The sequence below is a fragment of the Mycobacterium sp. 1164985.4 genome, from assembly GCF_001668575.1.
Lineage (GTDB): Bacteria > Actinomycetota > Actinomycetes > Mycobacteriales > Mycobacteriaceae > Mycobacterium.
The window spans coordinates 16626-34205 of record NZ_LZMD01000083.1; the positions used below are offsets into that span (position 1 = coordinate 16626).

The following is a 17580-nucleotide window of genomic DNA, read 5'->3' on the forward strand; positions in this document are numbered from 1 at the left end:
ATTCGCAGCAACCCGAGATGCCGTCCGGCGACGACATCCAGCTGGCACCCGAGAAGCCGCTGACCTCCCCCAGCTCCGATGTCGCCGCCGGAGCGGCTCCGAGGACCGACATGACGGTCAACGAGATGCGCGAGTGGCTGCGCAACTGGATCGGCAACGCCACCGGCCAGTCGCCCGACTCCATCAGCGAATCCGCGCCGATGGTCGAGCTCGGCCTCTCGTCGCGCGACGCCGTCGCGATGGCCAGCGACATCGAGGACCTGACCGGCGTCACGTTGACGGCCACCGTGGCGTTCCGCCATCCCACCATCGAGTCGTTGGCCACGGTCATCGTCGAAGGAGAGCCGGAGCCCGAAGACCTCGGCGACGACGACGAGGACTGGACGCGCGATGTTGATGAGGACATCGCGAACATAGCTATTGTGGGCCTGGCCACCCGTTTCCCCGGGGACATGAACACCCCCGACGAGACGTGGCGGGCGCTGATGGAGGGTCGCGACGCGATCACCGACCTGCCCGAGGGCCGCTGGGAGGAGTTCCTCAGCGAGCCGCGCATCGCTGAGCGGGTCGCCAAGGCCCGCACCCGTGGCGGCTACCTCTCCGACATCAAGGGCTTCGACGCCGAGTTCTTCGCGCTGTCGAAGATGGAGGCCGACAACATCGATCCGCAGCAGCGGATGGCGCTCGAATTGACTTGGGAGGCACTGGAGAACGCCCGCATCCCGGCGTCGAGCCTGCGCGGCGAGGCGGTCGCGGTGTTCGTGGGTTCGTCGAACGCCGACTACCAAAATCTGGCTCTGTCGGACCCGAGCGTCACCCATCCGTACGCGATCACCGGCAACTCCAGCTCGATCATCGCCAACCGCGTCTCCTACTTCTACGACTTCCGCGGCCCGTCGGTGACGGTCGACACCGCCTGCTCGAGCTCGCTGGTCGCCGCGCACCAGGGTGTGCAGGCGCTGCGTGCCGGTGAGGCCGATGTCGCGATCGTCGGCGGTGTGAACGCGTTGATCACGCCGCTGGTCACGGTCGGCTTCGACGAGGTCGGCGGCGTGCTCGCACCGGACGGCCGCATCAAGTCGTTCTCCCAGGACGCCGACGGTTACGCCCGCTCCGAGGGCGGCGGCATGCTCGTGCTCAAGCGGGTTTCCGACGCTCGGCGCGACGGCGACGAGATCCTCGCCGTCATCGCCGGCAGCGCGGTCAACCACGACGGCCGGTCCAACGGCCTGCTCGCGCCGAACCCGGACGCGCAGGCCGACGTGTTGCGCAAGGCGTACAAGGACGCCGGCATCAACCCGCGTCTCGTCGACCACATCGAGGCGCACGGCACCGGCACCATCCTCGGTGACCCGATTGAGGCCGACGCGCTGGGTCGTGTCATCGGCAGGGGCCGCGCGGCCGACAAACCCGCGCTGCTGGGCGCCATCAAATCCAATGTCGGACACCTGGAGTCGGCCGCGGGCGCGGCCAGCCTGGCGAAGATGACGCTGGCGCTGCGCAACGACAAGATCCCGCCGTCGATCAACTACACCGGCCCCAACCCCTACATCGACTTCGACGGTGTACACCTCAAGGTCGCCGACACCGCCACCGACTGGCCGCGCTACAGCGGCTACGCGATCACCGGCGTCTCCGGATTCGGCTTCGGCGGCGCGAACGCGCACCTGGTGCTGCGCGAGGTACTGCCGTCGGATCTCATTGAGCCCGAACCGGAACCGGAGCCCGGAGCCGACGAGTCGAAGTCCTCGGAGGCCAACGCCGTCTACATCGGCGGGGTGCGGATGGACGAGTACGGCGAGTTCGTCGATGAGCCGCTTGCGCGAAGAGAATCAGGCTTCGACGACGACGACGACGCGCTCGACCGGCCCGCCCACGTTCAGGACGACGAGCCCGAATTGCCCGGCCTCACCGACAAGGCGCTGCAGCTGCTCGAGGCCGCGCGCGAGGAGATGGAAGCCGGCGAGCAGCCCACTCCCGTTGTGCCGCTGGCCGTTTCGGGGTTCTTGACGTCGCGCAAGAGGGCGACGGCGGCCGAGCTGGCCGATTGGATCGACAGCCCCGAGGGGCGCGAGTCGTCGCTGGAGTCCATCGGCCGCGCGTTGTCGCGGCGCAACCACGGGCGGTCCCGAGCCGTGGTGCTGGCTCACGATCACGACGAGGCCATCAAGGGCCTGCGCGCGGTGGCCGAGGGTAAGCAGCACCCGAGCGTGTTCAGCGCCGACGGCCCGGTGACCAACGGTCCGGTGTGGGTGTTGGCCGGTTTCGGTGCCCAGCACCGCAAGATGGGCAAGAACCTGTATCTGCGTAACGAGGTGTTCGCGGAGTGGATCAACAAGGTCGACGCCCTCATCCAGGATGAGCGGGGCTATTCGATCCTGGAGCTGATCCTCGACGACGCGGTCGACTACACCAATGAGACCTGCGAGTACCCCATCGAGGTCGTCCAGACGGTGATCTTCGCCCTGCAGATCGCCCTAGGCGAGTTGCTCAAGCACCACGGCGCGAAACCCGCTGCGGTGGTGGGACAGTCGCTCGGTGAGGCCGCCGCGGCATACTTCGCCGGCGGCCTGTCGCTGGAGGATGCCACCCGCGCCATCTGTGCGCGCGCCCACCTCATGGGTGAGGGCGAGGCGATGTTGTTCGGCGAGTGGATCCGGTTGATGGCGCTGGTCGAGTATTCGGCCGACGAGATCGTAGGGGTTTTCAGAGAGACTGAAGCCTTCAAGGATCTCGAGGTGTGCGTGTACGCCGCGCCGACGCAGACCGTCATCGGCGGGCCGCCCGACCAGGTCGACGCGATCATCGAGCGCTGCGAGCAAGAAGGCAAGTTCGCCCGCAAGATGCAGACCAAGGGCGCCAGCCACACCTCGCAGATGGACCCGCTGCTCGGCGAGCTCGCCGCCGAACTCGTCGGCATCGAACCGCACCCGACCAAGAGCGGGTACTTCTCGACGGTCCACGAGGGTCGCTACATCCGGCCCGGCGAGACCATCCACGACGTCGACTACTGGAAGAAGGGGCTGCGTCACAGCGTCTACTTCACCCACGGCATCCGCAACGCCGTCGACAACGGGCACACGACCTTCCTAGAGCTGGCGCCGAATCCCGTGGCGCTCATGCAGGTTGGCCTGACGACGGCGGCGGCCGGTCTGCACGACGCGCAGTTGATCGCGACGCTGGCGCGCAAGCAGGACGAGGTCGACTCGATGACCGTGGCGATGGCGCAGCTGTTCGTCCACGGCCACGATCTGGACTTCCGCACGCTGTTCCCCCGCCGGAACAAGGGGCTGGCCGGGGCGCTGGACTTCGCGAACATCCCGCCGACGCGCTTCAAGCGCAAGCCACACTGGCTCGACGCGCGGTTCACCGGCGACAGCTCGGCGGTGATGCCGGGTAACCACGTCGCGACGCCCGACGGCAGGCACGTCTGGGAGTATGCCCCCAAGGGCGAAACGGACCTGGCTGCGTTGGTGAAAGCGGCTGCGGCAGCTGTCATTCCGGACGCCAAGCTGGTCGCCTCCGAACAGCGCGCCGTCCCCGGTGAGGGCGCGCGGCTGGTGACGACGCTGACCCGCCATCCCGGTGGGGCCAGCGTGCAGGTGCATGCGCGCATCGACGAGTCCTTCACGCTGGTGTACGACGCGGTGGTGAGCCGCACCGGTGCCGCGGGTGCCCTGCCTGTCGCGGTGGCCACCGGAGCGACTGTCGCCGAACAGGTTTCGACGACTCCGGCAGACGAGCCCGAGGAAGACGCAGCGGAGATCCTGCAGGACAACCTGACGGCGGGCGCGGGTCTGGCGGCCGGCTTCGCCAAGTGGTCGCCGGACTCGGGGGAGACGGTTCACGACCGGCTCGGCGCGATCGTCGGCGGCGCAATGGGTTACGAGCCCGAGGACCTCCCCTGGGAGGTGCCGCTGATCGAGCTCGGCCTGGACTCGCTGATGGCCGTGCGGATCAAGAACCGGGTCGAGTACGACTTCGACCTGCCGCCGATCCAGCTGACCGCGGTGCGCGACGCCAACCTGTATGCGGTCGAGAAGCTGATCCACTACGCGATCGAGCACCGCGACGAGGTCGACCAGATCGCCGAGCACCAGAAGACCAAGACCGCCGAGGAGATCGCGGCCGAACAGGCCGAGCTGATGGGCGGTGCGACCACCGTCGCCGAGCTCGAGCAGGTGCTGGCCGAGAAGACCGGCGTCGCCTCGGAGGTCACCAGCGCGGGCACCGCGACGGAATCCGATCTTCCGGCCGGTGCGGCCCCGGTGAACGACATCCCCGCCCCGCCGACGGACCCCAGCGGTCCGGCGGTGCCGCCGCCGCCCACGGACCCGAGCGGTCCGGCGGTTCCGCCGCCACCGACCGACCCCAGCGGACCGACGCCCGCGGCCGGTCCATCGCAGGCCACGGTCGCGGCGGCCTCCAAAGTGCTCACCCAGGAGGCGGTGACCGAGGCGCTGGGTTCTGACGTGCCACCGCGCGACGCCGCGGAACGCGTCACGTTCGCGACGTGGGCGATCGTGACCGGCAAGTCGCCGGGCGGTATCTTCAACGAGCTGCCCGACATCGATGAGCCCACCGCGACCAAGATCGCCGAGCGGCTGACCGAGCGCGTCGACGAGGGCACCATCACCGTCGACGACGTGCGCTCCGCGAAGACCATCGAGGAGTTGTCGACCACCGTCCGCGATTACCTCGAGGGCGGCAAGGTCGACGGGTTCGTGCGAACCATTCGCGCGCCGCAGGAAGGTTCGGATCACATTCCCGTGTTCGTCTTTCACGCCGCGGGTGGTTCGACGGTGGTCTACGAGCCGCTGCTCAAGCGGTTGCCGGCCGATACGCCGATGTACGGCATCGAGCGCGTCGAGGGCTCGATCGAGGAGCGGGCGCACGAGTACGTGCCGAAGCTGTTGGAGCTCAACGGCTGGAGCGACGGCAAGCGCGGTCGGCCGTTCATCCTGGCCGGCTGGTCGCTGGGCGGTGTGCTGGCCTACGCGTGCGCGATCGGTCTCAAGCAGGCGGGTGCCGACGTGCAGTTCGTCGGTCTCATCGACGCGGTGCGTCCGGGTGAGGAGATTCCCCAGACCAAGGAGGAGACCCGCGCCCGCTGGGACCGCTACGCCCGCTTCGCCGAGCGCACCTTCAACGTCGAGATCCCCGAGATCCCTTACGAGGAGCTCGAGGCGCTCGACGACGAGGGCCAGGTGCGCTACGTGCTCGACGTGGTGAGCCAGAGCGGGGTGCAGATCCCCGGTGGCATCATCGAGCACCAGCGCACGTCGTATCTGGATCAGCGGGCCATCGACACCGCCGAGATCAAGCCGTACGACGGCAAGGTCACGCTGTACATGGCCGACCGCTACCACGACGACGCGATCTACTTCGAGCCGCGCTACGCCACCCGCAAGCCCGACGGCGGCTGGGGTGAGTTCGTCTCCGAGCTGGAGGTCGTGCCGATCGGGGGTGAGCACATTCAGGTGATCGACGAGCCGTACATTGCGAAGGTCGGAGCTCACATGAGCGAGGCGATCAACCGGATCGAGTCTGAGGAGAAGCCGTCGAAGTGACCACTGAAGCTACTCCCATCCGAACCAAGACCACGGCAGAGCTGCTTGCCGAACTCCGCGAGAAGCTCGAGCAGGCCAAGGAGCCCGGCGGGGAGAAGGCGGTCGCCAAGCGGGATAAGAAGGGCATTCCGAGCGCCCGCGCGCGGATCCATGCCCTCGTCGATCCGGGCAGCTTCCTGGAGATCGGCGCGCTGGCGAAGACGCCCGGTGATCCGAACGCGTTGTTCGGCGACGGTGTGGTGACCGGTCACGCCACGATCAACGGCAGGCCGGTCGGTGTGTTCAGCCACGACCAGACGGTGTTCCAGGGCTCGGTCGGTGAGATGTTCGGCCGCAAGGTGGCCAAGCTGATGGAGTGGGTGGCCATGGTCGGCTGCCCGATCATCGGTATCAACGACTCGGCCGGCGCGCGCATCCAGGACGCCGTGACGTCGCTGGCGTGGTACGCCGAGCTTGGTCGCCGCCACGAGATGTTGCGCGGTCTCGTGCCAGAGATCTCGCTGATCTTCGGCAAGTGCGCGGGCGGCGCCGTGTACTCGCCCATCCAGACTGACCTCGTCGTCGCGGTCCGCGGCCAGGGCTACATGTTCATCACCGGACCCGACGTCATCAAGGACGTCACCGGCGAGGACGTCACCTTCGACGAACTCGGCGGCGCCGACGTTCAGGCCGAGCGCGGCAACATCCACAAGGTGGTCGATTCCGAGGCAGACGCGTACCAGTATGTGCGCGACTACCTTTCGTTCCTGCCCGCCAACACCTTCGACGATCCGCCGATCGTCAACCCGGGTCTCGAGCCCGAGCTGACGCCGCACGACTACGAGCTCGACACGATCGTGCCCGACAGCGACAACATGGCGTACGACATGCACGAGATCCTGCTCCGCATCTTCGACGACGGGGACGTGTTCGAAATCGCCGAGCAGCGCAGTCCGTCCATGATCACCGCGTTCGCCCGCGTCGACGGCCACCCGGTCGGCGTGATCGCCAACCAGCCGATGCACATGTCCGGCGCCGTGGGCAACGAGGCGTCCGACAAGGCTGCCGGTTTCATCCGGTTCTGTGACTCGTTCAACCTTCCGCTGGTCTTCGTGGTCGACACCCCGGGGGCGATGCCGGGCGTCGAGGAGGAGAAGCGCGGCATCATCAAGCGCGGCGGCCGGTTCTTCAACGCCATCGTTGAAGCCGACGTCCCCAAGGTCACCATCATCGTGCGTAAGGCCTACGGCGGCGGTTACGCGGTGATGGGGTCCAAGCAGCTGTCGGCGGACCTGAACTTTGCGTGGCCGACCGCGCGCATCGCGGTGATCGGCGCCGAGGGCGCCGCGCAGCTGCTGGTGAAGCGGTTCCCCGATCCGACCGCACCCGAGGTGCAGAAGATCCGCGCGGACTTCATCGAGGGCTACAACCTCAACATGGCCACGCCGTGGATCGCCGCCGAGCGCGGTTACATCGACGGTGTGATCGAGCCGCACGAGACGCGGCTGCTCATCCGCAAATCGCTGCGGCTGCTGCGCGACAAGCAGCCCACGAAGAAGGTGCTACGCAAGCACGGCCTGACGCCGCTCTAGTCTCGCCGAACCCATCGGACGATGACCGTGCCGTCCTCGCCGAGCAGCACATCCTTGCGCCGCATACCGACCTCGACATGCTCGGCCGTGGCGGCGATCCGCCGGGCGGGACCCGCCACCATCATCGGGCTGGTGGTCAGGCACAACTCGTCGATCTCGTCGCCGGCGACCAGATGGGAGAACAGCGTCGGGCCGCCCTCCACCAGCACCCGCCTCAGCGCCAGATCGTCGAGGGCCTGACGGATTGCGGCAGAAGCGATCTGACCCTCGGCCATCTCGCACACCACCGCCCCTGACGCTTCCAGCGTTCGCCGCGCTGAACGGGTGGCGCTCGCAGAGACCAACACGATCGGCGGAACCGTCGCCGTAAGGAGATGGGCCGGGATCACCCCGCGACTGGACACGACCACCAACCGCAGGACGCTTGGCAGGCCGTGCGAAAGGCGCCACGCTTGGGCGTCGGCGTCGATCCGAAGATCGGCGTAGGGTTTCGACGCCGCCGTGGTGGCACCGACCACGATCACATCGGCGACTTCGCGTAAGCGCTTGAACACCCGGCGGTCGGTCGGCGTGCCGAGCTTGCGGCCCGCGCCGTCGAGCGTCACCGCACCGTCGATGCTTGCGATGAAATTCGCGCGAAGCCTTGGCCCGGAAGGGGTTTCGGGATAGGCGAGCAGATCGCGCAGAGCGTCGTCGGTGAACGCCTCGACCTCGTGCAATCTCGAAGGTGGTCTTGCGGCAACAGCGGTCATGGCGCGGTGCTCACATTTCTCTTAGGGTGCTCCACGGTTCGGACGGTCCGTGGGAAGAGGCCGGTGAAGAAGAATGCCGCGATCGCGCCGATCCCCGCGGACGTCGCGGGCAACAGCATCGAATGCGACATCGCATCGACGGCCGGGGCGCCGGACAACTCGAGCGCATGCTCCGATGCATCGTGGGACTCGACGTCGGCCGCGGCGGCCAACAACGCGGCGATGCTCGCGCTGCCCAAAGCCGCCCCCACTTGCCGCGTCGTGTTGAAGACGGCCGAGCCCGCGCCAGCCAAATCGGCGGGAACCGTCCGAGATGCGATGACTGCCAACGGTTCCCATGTGAGCGCGCCGGCGGCACCGATGAGGATGAGGGGCAGCGTCAACCGCCAGACCGGCGCCGAATGGCTCATCTCCCATGACAGCCAGATCAACGCGACCGCCGTCAGTGTGAAGCCGGGGCACACGATGGTCCGTGGCCGAACGCGGTCGACGACCCGGCCGACGACCGGGGCAAGGACACCGGTCGCGATCGCCATCGGCGCGGTCACCAGGCCCGCCTGCGTGGCGGGCATGCCGCGCGCGTCCTGCAGATAGAACATCAGCGGAACCGCGAAAGCGACGACCGTGAAACTGATCAGCGCGATGCCGGCATTGGACAGCGCGAAGTCACGGCGGAGGAACAGGGTCAGAGGAACCAACGGCTCGGAGTGCTGAATCGCCTGCCACATCACGAAACCCGCGAGCAGGGCGCATCCGCCGCCGACCGCGGCCCACGTCGTCGGCCCCCAGTCGTGGTGACGTCCCTCCTGCAGGGCGAAAACGATCAAGCAGATGCCGCCCCCGGAGAGCAGCACCCCGAGAACGTCGAGGTGATGTGGCCGCGGGGGAAACGCGGGGATCAGGCGCAGTGCCAACACCAGACCCACTACGCCGATCGGGATGTTGATCAGGAAGATCCACCGCCAGCCCAGTCCATCGACGAGCAGACCACCGGCCAGCGGGCCGACCAGCAGGCCGATGCCCGCCGTCGCGCCCCACAGGCTCATCGGGACGCCGCGCTGCTGAGGCGGGAAGATGCGGGTGACCGCGGACAACGTCTGCGGTGTCATCAGCGCCGCACCGATTCCCTGTGCGAGCCGTCCAGCGATCAGCGTGCCGATCGATCCGGACACGCCGCACCACAGCGAACCGAGCGTGAAGACCGTCAGACCGGCGACGTACATGCTCTTGGGGCCGAAGCGGTCGCCGAGGCGGCCGCCCACCGGCAGCAGGGCGGCGAAGACCAGCAGGTAGGCGCTGGTCACCCAGATGACGGCATGGTAGGACGCCTCGAAGTCCTGTTTGATGACCGGGTTGGCGACAGCCACGATCGTCGAGTCGACGACGATCAGGAAGAAGCCGATCATCATCGCCCACACCGCGCGCAATGAGGACCTCCCGGTCGGCGCGTCCGGCGTGGGCACCGAGATCACCGCTGTAAGAGCAGATGCAGCGCCTCGGCCCGGGACGCCGGATCGGTCTGGAACTGGCCGCGGACCGCGGACGTCGTCGTGACGGCTCCTGGCTTGCGCACACCGCGCATCGCCATACACAGGTGCTCGGCCTCGATGACGACGATCACGCCGCGCGGATTCAATTTGTTCATTAGCGCTTCGGCTATTTGCCCGGTCAGTCGCTCCTGCACCTGAGGACGCCGGGCATAAAGGTCGACGAGTCGCGCGATTTTCGACAGTCCGGTGACTCGGCCGTCGTCGCCGGGAAGGTAGCCGACATGGGCGACTCCGTGGAAAGAAACGAGGTGATGTTCACACGTGGAGTACATCGGAATTTGCTTGATCAGCACGAGCTCGCCGTGGTGCTCGTCGAACATCGTCGCGAGAACATCGTCGGGATCGCTGTACAGACCTGCGAATGTCTCCTGGTAGGCCCGGGCGACGCGGGCAGGAGTTTCGCGCAGCCCTTCCCGGTAGGGGTCCTCACCGATCGCGACGAGCAGATCGAAAATGGCGGCTTCGACGGCCGCCTGGTCGAATGTGCGGGCGCGTGGCAGTTGGCCGTTTCCGGTCTGCGGCGCTTCAGGCGTCTGCAACATGAATGCCTCCTCGCCGCATGAAGAAAGCGTCACAAAGTAGTTTGCTGCCGGAATCCTTTGGGCAGCTTTATTCACTACTAGCAGAGGCTTTACCTTGCCGTCAGTTGATTTGGGAAATTCATATCGGTGGGAACGGGAGCCAGTCGTCGAACAGGAATGCATCCCCGCGGGCGATTACGGTCGCGCCGGCGTGGCCGGGATAGTGCGCGGGCACCACAGCTGCGCGCCGCCGCGACGCCTCGGTGAGGACGCGCTTGCGCGTCACCGCGGCCGCCGTGAAGTCCTCGTCCCAGCCGCACGGGTCGTCCGGTCGGAGGACCTGGATGGGGCAGTGGGTCAGATCGCCGACGAACACCGCGGGCCGCCCGGCGTCGAGCCACACCACCGACGATCCAGGTGTGTGGCCCGGCGCGGGGCGCAGCCACAGCGACTCGCTGAGCCGATGGGTGCCCGACCACAACTCGATCTGCTCCTGCACTGGAGAAACGCTGTCTGCGAACACCGTTCGGACATGCCGCTGGATGGAGGCCTCCTCCTCGGTGCGGGGTGCGGTCGACTGCGCGGAGCCCTCGGGGCCGAAGTGCCGGTAGTCGGCCTCCGTTACGAGGTAGCGGGCGTTGGGAAACGTCGGAACCCAGGAGTCGTTGTGACGCAGTGTGTTCCAGCCGACATGGTCGAAGTGAAGATGCGTGTTGACGACGACGTCCACATCGGCGGGGTCGAATCCGGCGGCCGACAGCGAAGCCAGGAACTCGGTCTGCAGGTCGGAGAGCACCGCCATGCGGGGCCTGCTCTTACCGTTGCCCGCGCCCGTGTCGATCAGCACCGTGAGGCCGTCGACCTCGATCACCCAGATCTGCAGGGCGATACGCCATCCGGCCTCGGTCCAGTAGGTCGGCGTGAGCTCGTCGGCGTGCTCTTCCCAGGCTTCCGCGGGAGTGTGCGGGAACACCGACTTCGGCAAGGTGTCGACCTGCCACTCCACCGCACGTGCGAGTGTCGCGGCGCCCCACCGGATCCGGTCCACGGCTCACAGGTTAGAGGAATCGGTTACGGCTTGATGCGGATGTGGCCGGGGCTGTACAGGCCGCTGTGTGTCGCCGTGCCGAAGTCCAGAGCCGCCGGCGTCGCGCCTTGGGCGCCGGGTGTCATCTCGAACCGACGAAGCGAGCCCCAGTCGCGGCCCCAGTCCTCCGACAGATACGTCGCCATCACGTGGGCGCGCATCAGCAGATCGGTGATTCCGAGCAGCCCGCCGTTGAGGCCGTCCTGCCAGGTGTCGGTATCCTTACGCTTGGCGTTGTAGTCCGGAGTGATGCGGAACTTCGGAATCTCGGTGACGCCGTTGGCGTGCAGCATCGGCTGCTGGCACGGGAACGCCAGACCCACAGCCCAGTCCATCAGCACCGGCTGCTCGGACCCGACGTACTCCTGCACCGATCGCAACTCGGGCACCCGCGGCGGCGTCACCGCCAGCCAGTCGCCCTGGGTGAGCGAACGGTCCTCGGCGACAACGCGAACAGCGACGGCGTCGGACGGAATCTCGGCGCGGGGGAAGCGCAGGTTGCGCCACGACGGGATCGGCCCGAGGTCGTAGGGCACCATCCGGCCCGCGGGCACCAGCGCGCCGTCGGGTCCGCGCCGTGCGTACTCCAGTTCGACGGTCTCACCCTCGGTGCGTCCGTTGAACACGCTGTTGCCCGTGATGGTCCCAGCGGCGGTGACCACCACCAGCGGATGTCCGTCGTCGGCCGCGGGCAGTTCGTACCACGCCGACGCCAGGGTGCTCTCCTGCTGCGGCCCTTCGACGTAACTACCGGCCAGCGGCACCTTCTTCGGGTCGAGCCCGTATGGCAGCGGCACGGTCGAGCCGTTGATCCCGGGGGTCTTCAACTTCGTCGGCTGATCCCAGTCATAGTCGGTGCCGGGCATCGGCAGGTTGACCCGGATCGCCTCGGCGACAATCTTTTCCGGCACGCCGTTAGCCGTGAATCCGACGGGCCCGACACCGCCCAGCGGCCCGAGCGGTCCGTAGTCACCGGGCAGCGGCGTCAGGAAGCCGTCGTTGGCGTTCGGTTCGACGAGCACGTCGTCGGCCAAACCGCAGCCGCCTGTGAACGCACGCAGGTTGGCCCACGCATTCGAGTACGTGGGGTACTGGCGCACCACGCCGACGACCATCGAGCCGACGAACACCACCACCATGAAGCCCGCGACGACCGGGATCGGCGCCGCCGTCAGCGCCCGCGCGATGCGGCCTTCGCCCCGGGTCCTCGACGAGAAGTGCAGCCAGGCCGCCCATATCGCCGCGATTGCGAAGAGCGCGAAGAAGAACGTGCTGACCGTGACGCCGCCGAGCTTCGGTTCGTCGTTGTTGAACGGAACGCCGTAGCTCGACACGTACCACCAGCCGTTGGTGGTCGCGAAGCACAGCGCGATCACGAACAGCACGGCCGCCAGGAACGCCATCCGGTTCCGCGACCACGCCAGTACCTTCGGCGAGGCCAACACCGTCGCCAGCGCCGCCATCGCGGCGCCCACGGCAGCGAACAACCCGAAGTGATGCACCCACTTGGTCGGGGTGAACATCAGGAAGAACACCGTGCCGAGGATGATCCCCATCAGCCGCCACGCCGGACCGCGCGCCACACCGGGCACCCGGCCCCGCCGCAGCATGATGAACATCGAGGCGAACAGCGACAGCGCTGTGATCAGGAAGCCGAACCGGCGTGACAGCGATCCGTCGACCGTCGGCAGAATCAGGTAGTAGTAGCGCAGGTTCTCGGTATACCACTCCTGGTTGGGGCCGATGGCGGTGCGGATCCTGGTGGCTTCCAACACCGTTGCGATGGTCTGGTCGAAGAACACCACCGTCAGGATCACGGTGCCCGCGGCCAGCAGCGGCAGCAACAGCGGCCACAGGCCCACCGCCTGACGTCGGCGCACGAGGATGCGCAGCAGGGGGCGGCCGCCGGCCACCAGCGCGGCCACCGCGATCAGGCCCGTCGGCTGGATACCGAGCGTGAACGCCGCCGTGATGATCGCGAACGCCGCGGGGGTCAGCCGTCCGGAGGTGATGGCCCGCTCGATGAGCACGTAGGTGATCAGTGCGCCCGTGGCGATCTGGCCCTCCGGGCGTAAACCGTTGTTGAAGGGCATCCACGCGGCCAGCAGCACCAGGCCGGCCGCCCACAACGCGGGCTTGCTCGCGGCGACGGCGGGACCGAGCCGCGGCAGCACCTCGCGAGACAACAACAGCCAGCACAGGATTCCGCACACCAGGTCGGGCAGCCGCATCCAGATGCTGGCGTCGCTGACGCTGGTCATCATGGCGAGCAGGTTGTAGTACCAGCCGAACGGATCCTCGGGGCTGCCGAACCACCGGAAGTAGTTCGACATGTAGCCGGCGTGGCCGGCCACCCGCGCCATGCCGAGGATGTAGCCGTCGTCCGACGAGTTGGCCCCGATCACGTGCCAGAGGGCGAAGCCGCCGATGACGACCACGTCGGTGGCGGTTAACGTGCGCCACCGCTGCGGGATCAGCCGGCGCATCCGCCTGCCGTCCATGCGGTCCAGGCGCCACAGCGCGAGCAGCGCGATCACCGTCGACACGATCGCCAGCACCATCGCCGTCAGCTTCAACGGCGTTGGCTCGGTGGTGAATCGGGTGTCGATCTCCGCGGACAGGCTCAACCCCGGCGGGGCGGGCCCGGTCAGATCGGTGAACACCCCGACGATCGCCGGACGCAGATTCGGATCCGGGAAGCCGGTGTACTGCGGCGAGCCGTCCGCTTTCGTGAGCCCGACGAACGTCGCGAATGTGCCCTCCTCGGAGGACGTGATCTCGATGCGCGAACAGCCTGGGGCGCCGTCGGTTCCGACCACGCGTGCCCGGGGCACGCTGGCCACCACGACGTTTCGGTCGGTGATGTCGACGCGCTGCGTGTTGACGGTGACGAACAGGCTCTGCAGCGCGGCCTGTTTACCGTCCTTGGGCGCGGTGCCCAAAACCATTCCGCCGCGCGGCGGCATCGAACGGATCACGTCGCACGGCACCGTCACCGTCATCCGCACCGGAGTCTGCGTGATCAACGGTGCGGTGACGCTGTCCACCTGACCCTGCTGGGGCCAGTTGAGCGTCGCGGTGGTCTGCTCCACGGGCAGCAGGGGAGTGGCCACCGACAACACGAAGCCGATCAACCCCGCGATCGCCGCCACCCAACGGGCGATGCGCACGTCGGAACTCGATGTCTGGCTCATGGCAGCGCCCTGATGGGTCCGTTTCGGCTCCAACCGAACACGCGCTCCGTTCCTTGTTCGACGACGGCGTCGGGCGCGTCGGCTTCGGGCACCACCCGCAGATAGCGCTCGATCGAACCCCAGTCGCGGTACCAGTCGTCACTCAGGTAGGTGGGGACCGTCGCGGTGCGCAGCAAGGCCTGGATGAACAGGAACGGGCCGCCGTCCTGGGCAGACTGCCACTGGTTCGACGACACGACCACCTGCTTAAGGTTCGGAAGGATCCGGTATTCCGGAAGTTCGGCGACGCCCAGATGTTCGGAGAACGGGCGCTGGCAGGGGAAGTTCGCGGCCGTCGCGATGTCCATCAGCACCGGCGTCTGCGAGCCGAGGAATTCCTGCGCCGTCTCCAGCACCGGCACGCGCGGCGGGGTGAAGGCGAACCACTGGTCGGTGGACAGGTTCGGGTCATCGGCGACGATGCGCGCGACGTTCGCCTCCGGCGGCGCGGTCGTGAGCGGGAAACGCAGGTTGCGCCAGGCCTTTTGGGGTCCGGGACCGACATCGATCGGTTGCACCTCGGCCAGCGGCACGTAACTGCCGTCGGGACGGTGCTCGCCCCACTGCAGCTTGAGCGACTGTCCGTAGTTGAACGAGCCGTCCTCCTCGTAGAACCAGATCGCGCCCGCGGCAGCGACGGTGACCAGCGGCCGGTCCGGGGTGCGCTCTCCGGCATTGAATGGCAGCTGGTACCACGCCGACGTCACCTTGGCCGCGACCGTATTTTCGTCGTAGCTGCCCATCACGGGGGTGCGGTCGGGATCGAGCCCGAACGGCAGGAACACGTTCGAACCGTTGACTCCGACGGGTCCGTAGCCGCCGCCCGTGCCCGCCGCGAACCCGATCCCGATGTTCGGTTCGTTCGGGGATCCGTCGGAGTTGACCGTGCCCGGGTTGGCGGTGATCGGCTCGGGCGGTTCAAGGGTGTCGCTCACACCGTTGGGGGTGAAGCCGACCGGATCCTCTCCGCCGAGCGGACCGTACTCCCCGAACTGTTGGCCCGGAACCGGTTGCAACATACCGGCATTCGTGTCGGGTTCGACGAGTACGTCGTCGGCCATCGCGCAGCTGGTGTCCGAAAGCCCCGACTTCAGTGCCGAGACGTTCGCCTTGGCGGTGGTGTACACGGGATAGCGCTGCACCGCGCCCTTGGCCATGGAGCCGACCTCGAGCACCACCATGATCGTCGCCACCACGAGCAGCGGCGTCGATGCGAGCACGCGGTTCCGCTTGGTGTTGGCGACCTCGGTGTGCCCCGCGTAGTCCATGCGGAAGTGCAACCACCCGGCGAGCAGGCCGGTGACGATCGCGAGCGCGAGGAAGATCCCGGTCACGGGGATACCGGCGATGACCGGCTGCTTGTCGAACCACGGCACACCGTAGTTGCCCACGTAGAACCAACCGTTGATTCCCGATGTGGCCCAGGCCAATACGAACAACAGCGCGGTGACGTAGAGCGCGAGGTTCCGACGGCTGTGCAGCCCGACGCGGGAGAACGCGAACGCCGTCACCGCGCCGAGCGCACCGGCCAGCCCGGCGAACGCACCGAACTGCACCGCCCACTTGGTGGGCGTGAACGTCAGCAGCAGAAGGCCGATCACCGTCGATCCGATCAGCCGCCAGACCGGGCCGCGCGCCATGCCGACAACGCCGCCGCGCCGCAGCAACACCGCGAGCATGCCGAACAGGCACAGCAGCAGAACCAGCACCGCGAAGCGCCGGGTCAGCGACGAGTCGACGCTGTCCTCGACGGTGAGGAAGTAGTAGCGCAGGAACTCCTGGTACCACGCGATGGTGGGGCCGACGACGTACTTGATACGGGCCGACTCGGCGACGGTGGCCAGCGTCTGATCCCGGAAGACCACCACGAAGATCAGCGCGAGCGCGCTCAGTAGCGCGGCGAGCGGCGCCAGGACGCCGTCGACCGGACGGCGGGCGCGCACGGTGCCCACGATCGCACGGGCCCCCACCAGCAGCGGTGCGATGGCGATCAAGCCTTGGGGCGCCAGCGTGACGGAGAAGACCGCGACGACGATCGCGAGCGCGGCCGGCCACGTCCGCCGGGTGGCGACGGCGTTCTCCACCAGCACCCACACGGCGACCGTGCCGAAGGCGATGAGCGGTTCGGGTCGCAGGCCGTTGTTGAACGGCAGCCACGCCGCCAGGAACACCGCTCCGGCCGTCCACACCGTCACCCGGTTGGCGGCCGGGCCGCGGCCCAGGCGCGGGACGATGCAGCGGCTGACGATCAGCCAGGCGCCGATGGCGGCGAGGGTCGCGGGCAGGCGCATCCACACGCTCGCGGTGCTGACCGAGGCGAACGCCGACAGCAGCGATTGGTACCAGTCGAACGGCGCCTCAGAAGCGCCGAAGAAGCGGTAGTAATTGGCGTTGTAGCCGGCGTCGGCGGAGACCCGAGCGATCGTGAGGTTGTAACCGTCGTCCGACGACAGGGCGCCGATGACGTGCCACAGCAGCAGCGTGCCGACGACTGAAAGGTCGGCCATCCAGTGCCAGAAGCCCACGCGCCAGAAGCGGCGCCAGGCGCGCGGCACGCGACGCCCGCCGCGGAGCCCAATGTCGCCGCCGGAGCGGCTCCGGCGGTCCAGCACCGCCAGCGCGGCGATCGACGCGATCACGCACGCGACCCCGAGCACCATCACGGCGAGCTTGAGCGCGGTGGGCGAGGTGATGAAGCGGGTGTCGACGTCGATGCGTGCCGACAGTCCCTCCTGCGCGGCCACCTCCATATCGGTGAAGACCCCGGCGACCTGTGGTTTCTCCTCGGCGGGCAGGGTGCCCGCGGAACCGGGGAGCCCGATGAAGTCGGCCCCGGCCTCACCCGGGTTGGCCCAGATGTGCAACGTGCTGCAGGCGCCGTCCTCGACGGCCGGGCGCGGTGCGACCGCGGCGACGGAGTCGCGGAACGCCACCACGACGACGTCGCCGGTGGCGCGCACGAACAACCCGTTGCGGCTGGCGTCGATTCCGCTCGGCGGGACGGTGGAGAGCACCAGGCCGCCGTCGGCGGGCAGCGTGGCGACGGCCCGGCAGGGGATGGAGATGTCGAGCGCGGCGGGCGCCCCGGAGACCAGCGGGGCGGTGATATCGCTGACGAACCCGTCGGGCCCTGTGCCCTGCGGCCACAGGATGGTGGCGGTCGTCTGCTTGACCGGCAGCAGCGGGACCAGGCCGCACAGCAGTACGCCGGCGATGCCTGCGACGACGGCGATCAATCGCGCGATTCGATGAGCAGGCACGAGCGTCGATGGTAGGCGACGAAATCTCGTGAGTCG

Annotated in this window: 8 protein-coding genes; 2 read left to right on the plus strand and 6 right to left on the minus strand. The window is 67.9% G+C overall.

Going from position 1 to position 17580, the window contains the following annotated elements:
• Positions 1 to 110 precede the first annotated feature (110 nt).
• Entirely contained in the window at positions 111 to 5570 is a 5460-nt protein-coding gene (gene pks13, locus A5650_RS18040; RefSeq protein ID WP_231992656.1) for a polyketide synthase Pks13, read from the plus strand.
• 17 nt (positions 5571 to 5587) lie between these two features.
• The gene (locus A5650_RS18045) at positions 5588 to 7141 is read left to right on the plus strand and encodes an acyl-CoA carboxylase subunit beta (RefSeq protein ID WP_156744188.1); all 1554 of its coding nucleotides are present in this window, start codon (positions 5588 to 5590) and stop codon (positions 7139 to 7141) included.
• On the opposite strand, the gene A5650_RS18050 is transcribed toward A5650_RS18045, so the two are convergent.
• From A5650_RS18050 to A5650_RS18075, 6 genes are all read right to left on the minus strand, one after another.
• Positions 7138 to 7893 (minus strand): dihydrofolate reductase family protein, encoded by a 756-nt coding sequence (locus A5650_RS18050; RefSeq protein ID WP_067294381.1) that lies wholly within the window; start codon positions 7891 to 7893, stop codon positions 7138 to 7140. The genes A5650_RS18045 and A5650_RS18050 overlap by 4 nt on opposite strands.
• Positions 7890 to 9356, minus strand: coding sequence for an MFS transporter (locus tag A5650_RS18055; RefSeq protein WP_231992652.1), 1467 nt, complete (start codon positions 9354 to 9356; stop codon positions 7890 to 7892). The genes A5650_RS18050 and A5650_RS18055 overlap by 4 nt, the downstream gene beginning before the upstream one ends.
• A 5-nt stretch (positions 9357 to 9361) precedes the next feature.
• Positions 9362 to 9985, minus strand: coding sequence for a GTP cyclohydrolase I FolE (folE, locus tag A5650_RS18060; protein WP_067294384.1), 624 nt, complete (start codon positions 9983 to 9985; stop codon positions 9362 to 9364).
• Positions 9986 to 10103: 118 nt separating this feature from the next.
• Positions 10104 to 11012 carry an MBL fold metallo-hydrolase gene (locus A5650_RS18065; RefSeq protein WP_067294387.1) on the minus strand — a complete coding sequence of 303 codons (909 nt, stop codon included), beginning with the start codon at positions 11010 to 11012 and terminating at the stop codon, positions 10104 to 10106.
• Between the two features lie 23 nt (positions 11013 to 11035).
• Complete coding sequence (locus A5650_RS18070) at positions 11036 to 14245, minus strand: arabinosyltransferase domain-containing protein (protein ID WP_067294390.1); 3210 nt, start codon at positions 14243 to 14245, stop codon at positions 11036 to 11038.
• Entirely contained in the window at positions 14242 to 17544 is a 3303-nt protein-coding gene (locus A5650_RS18075) for an arabinosyltransferase domain-containing protein (protein WP_067294394.1), read from the minus strand. The genes A5650_RS18070 and A5650_RS18075 overlap by 4 nt, the downstream gene beginning before the upstream one ends.
• Positions 17545 to 17580 lie beyond the last annotated feature (36 nt).

What these genes read in the sequence shown, in the direction of transcription:
- pks13 (WP_231992656.1), top strand. Translation starts at nt 111, where the DNA reads ATGACGGTCAACGAGATGCGCGAGTGGCTGCGCAACTGGATCGGCAAC.
- A5650_RS18050 (WP_067294381.1), bottom strand. Translation starts at nt 7,893, where the DNA reads ATGACCGCTGTTGCCGCAAGACCACCTTCGAGATTGCACGAGGTCGAG.
- folE (WP_067294384.1), bottom strand. Translation starts at nt 9,985, where the DNA reads ATGTTGCAGACGCCTGAAGCGCCGCAGACCGGAAACGGCCAACTGCCA.
- A5650_RS18070 (WP_067294390.1), bottom strand. Translation starts at nt 14,245, where the DNA reads ATGAGCCAGACATCGAGTTCCGACGTGCGCATCGCCCGTTGGGTGGCG.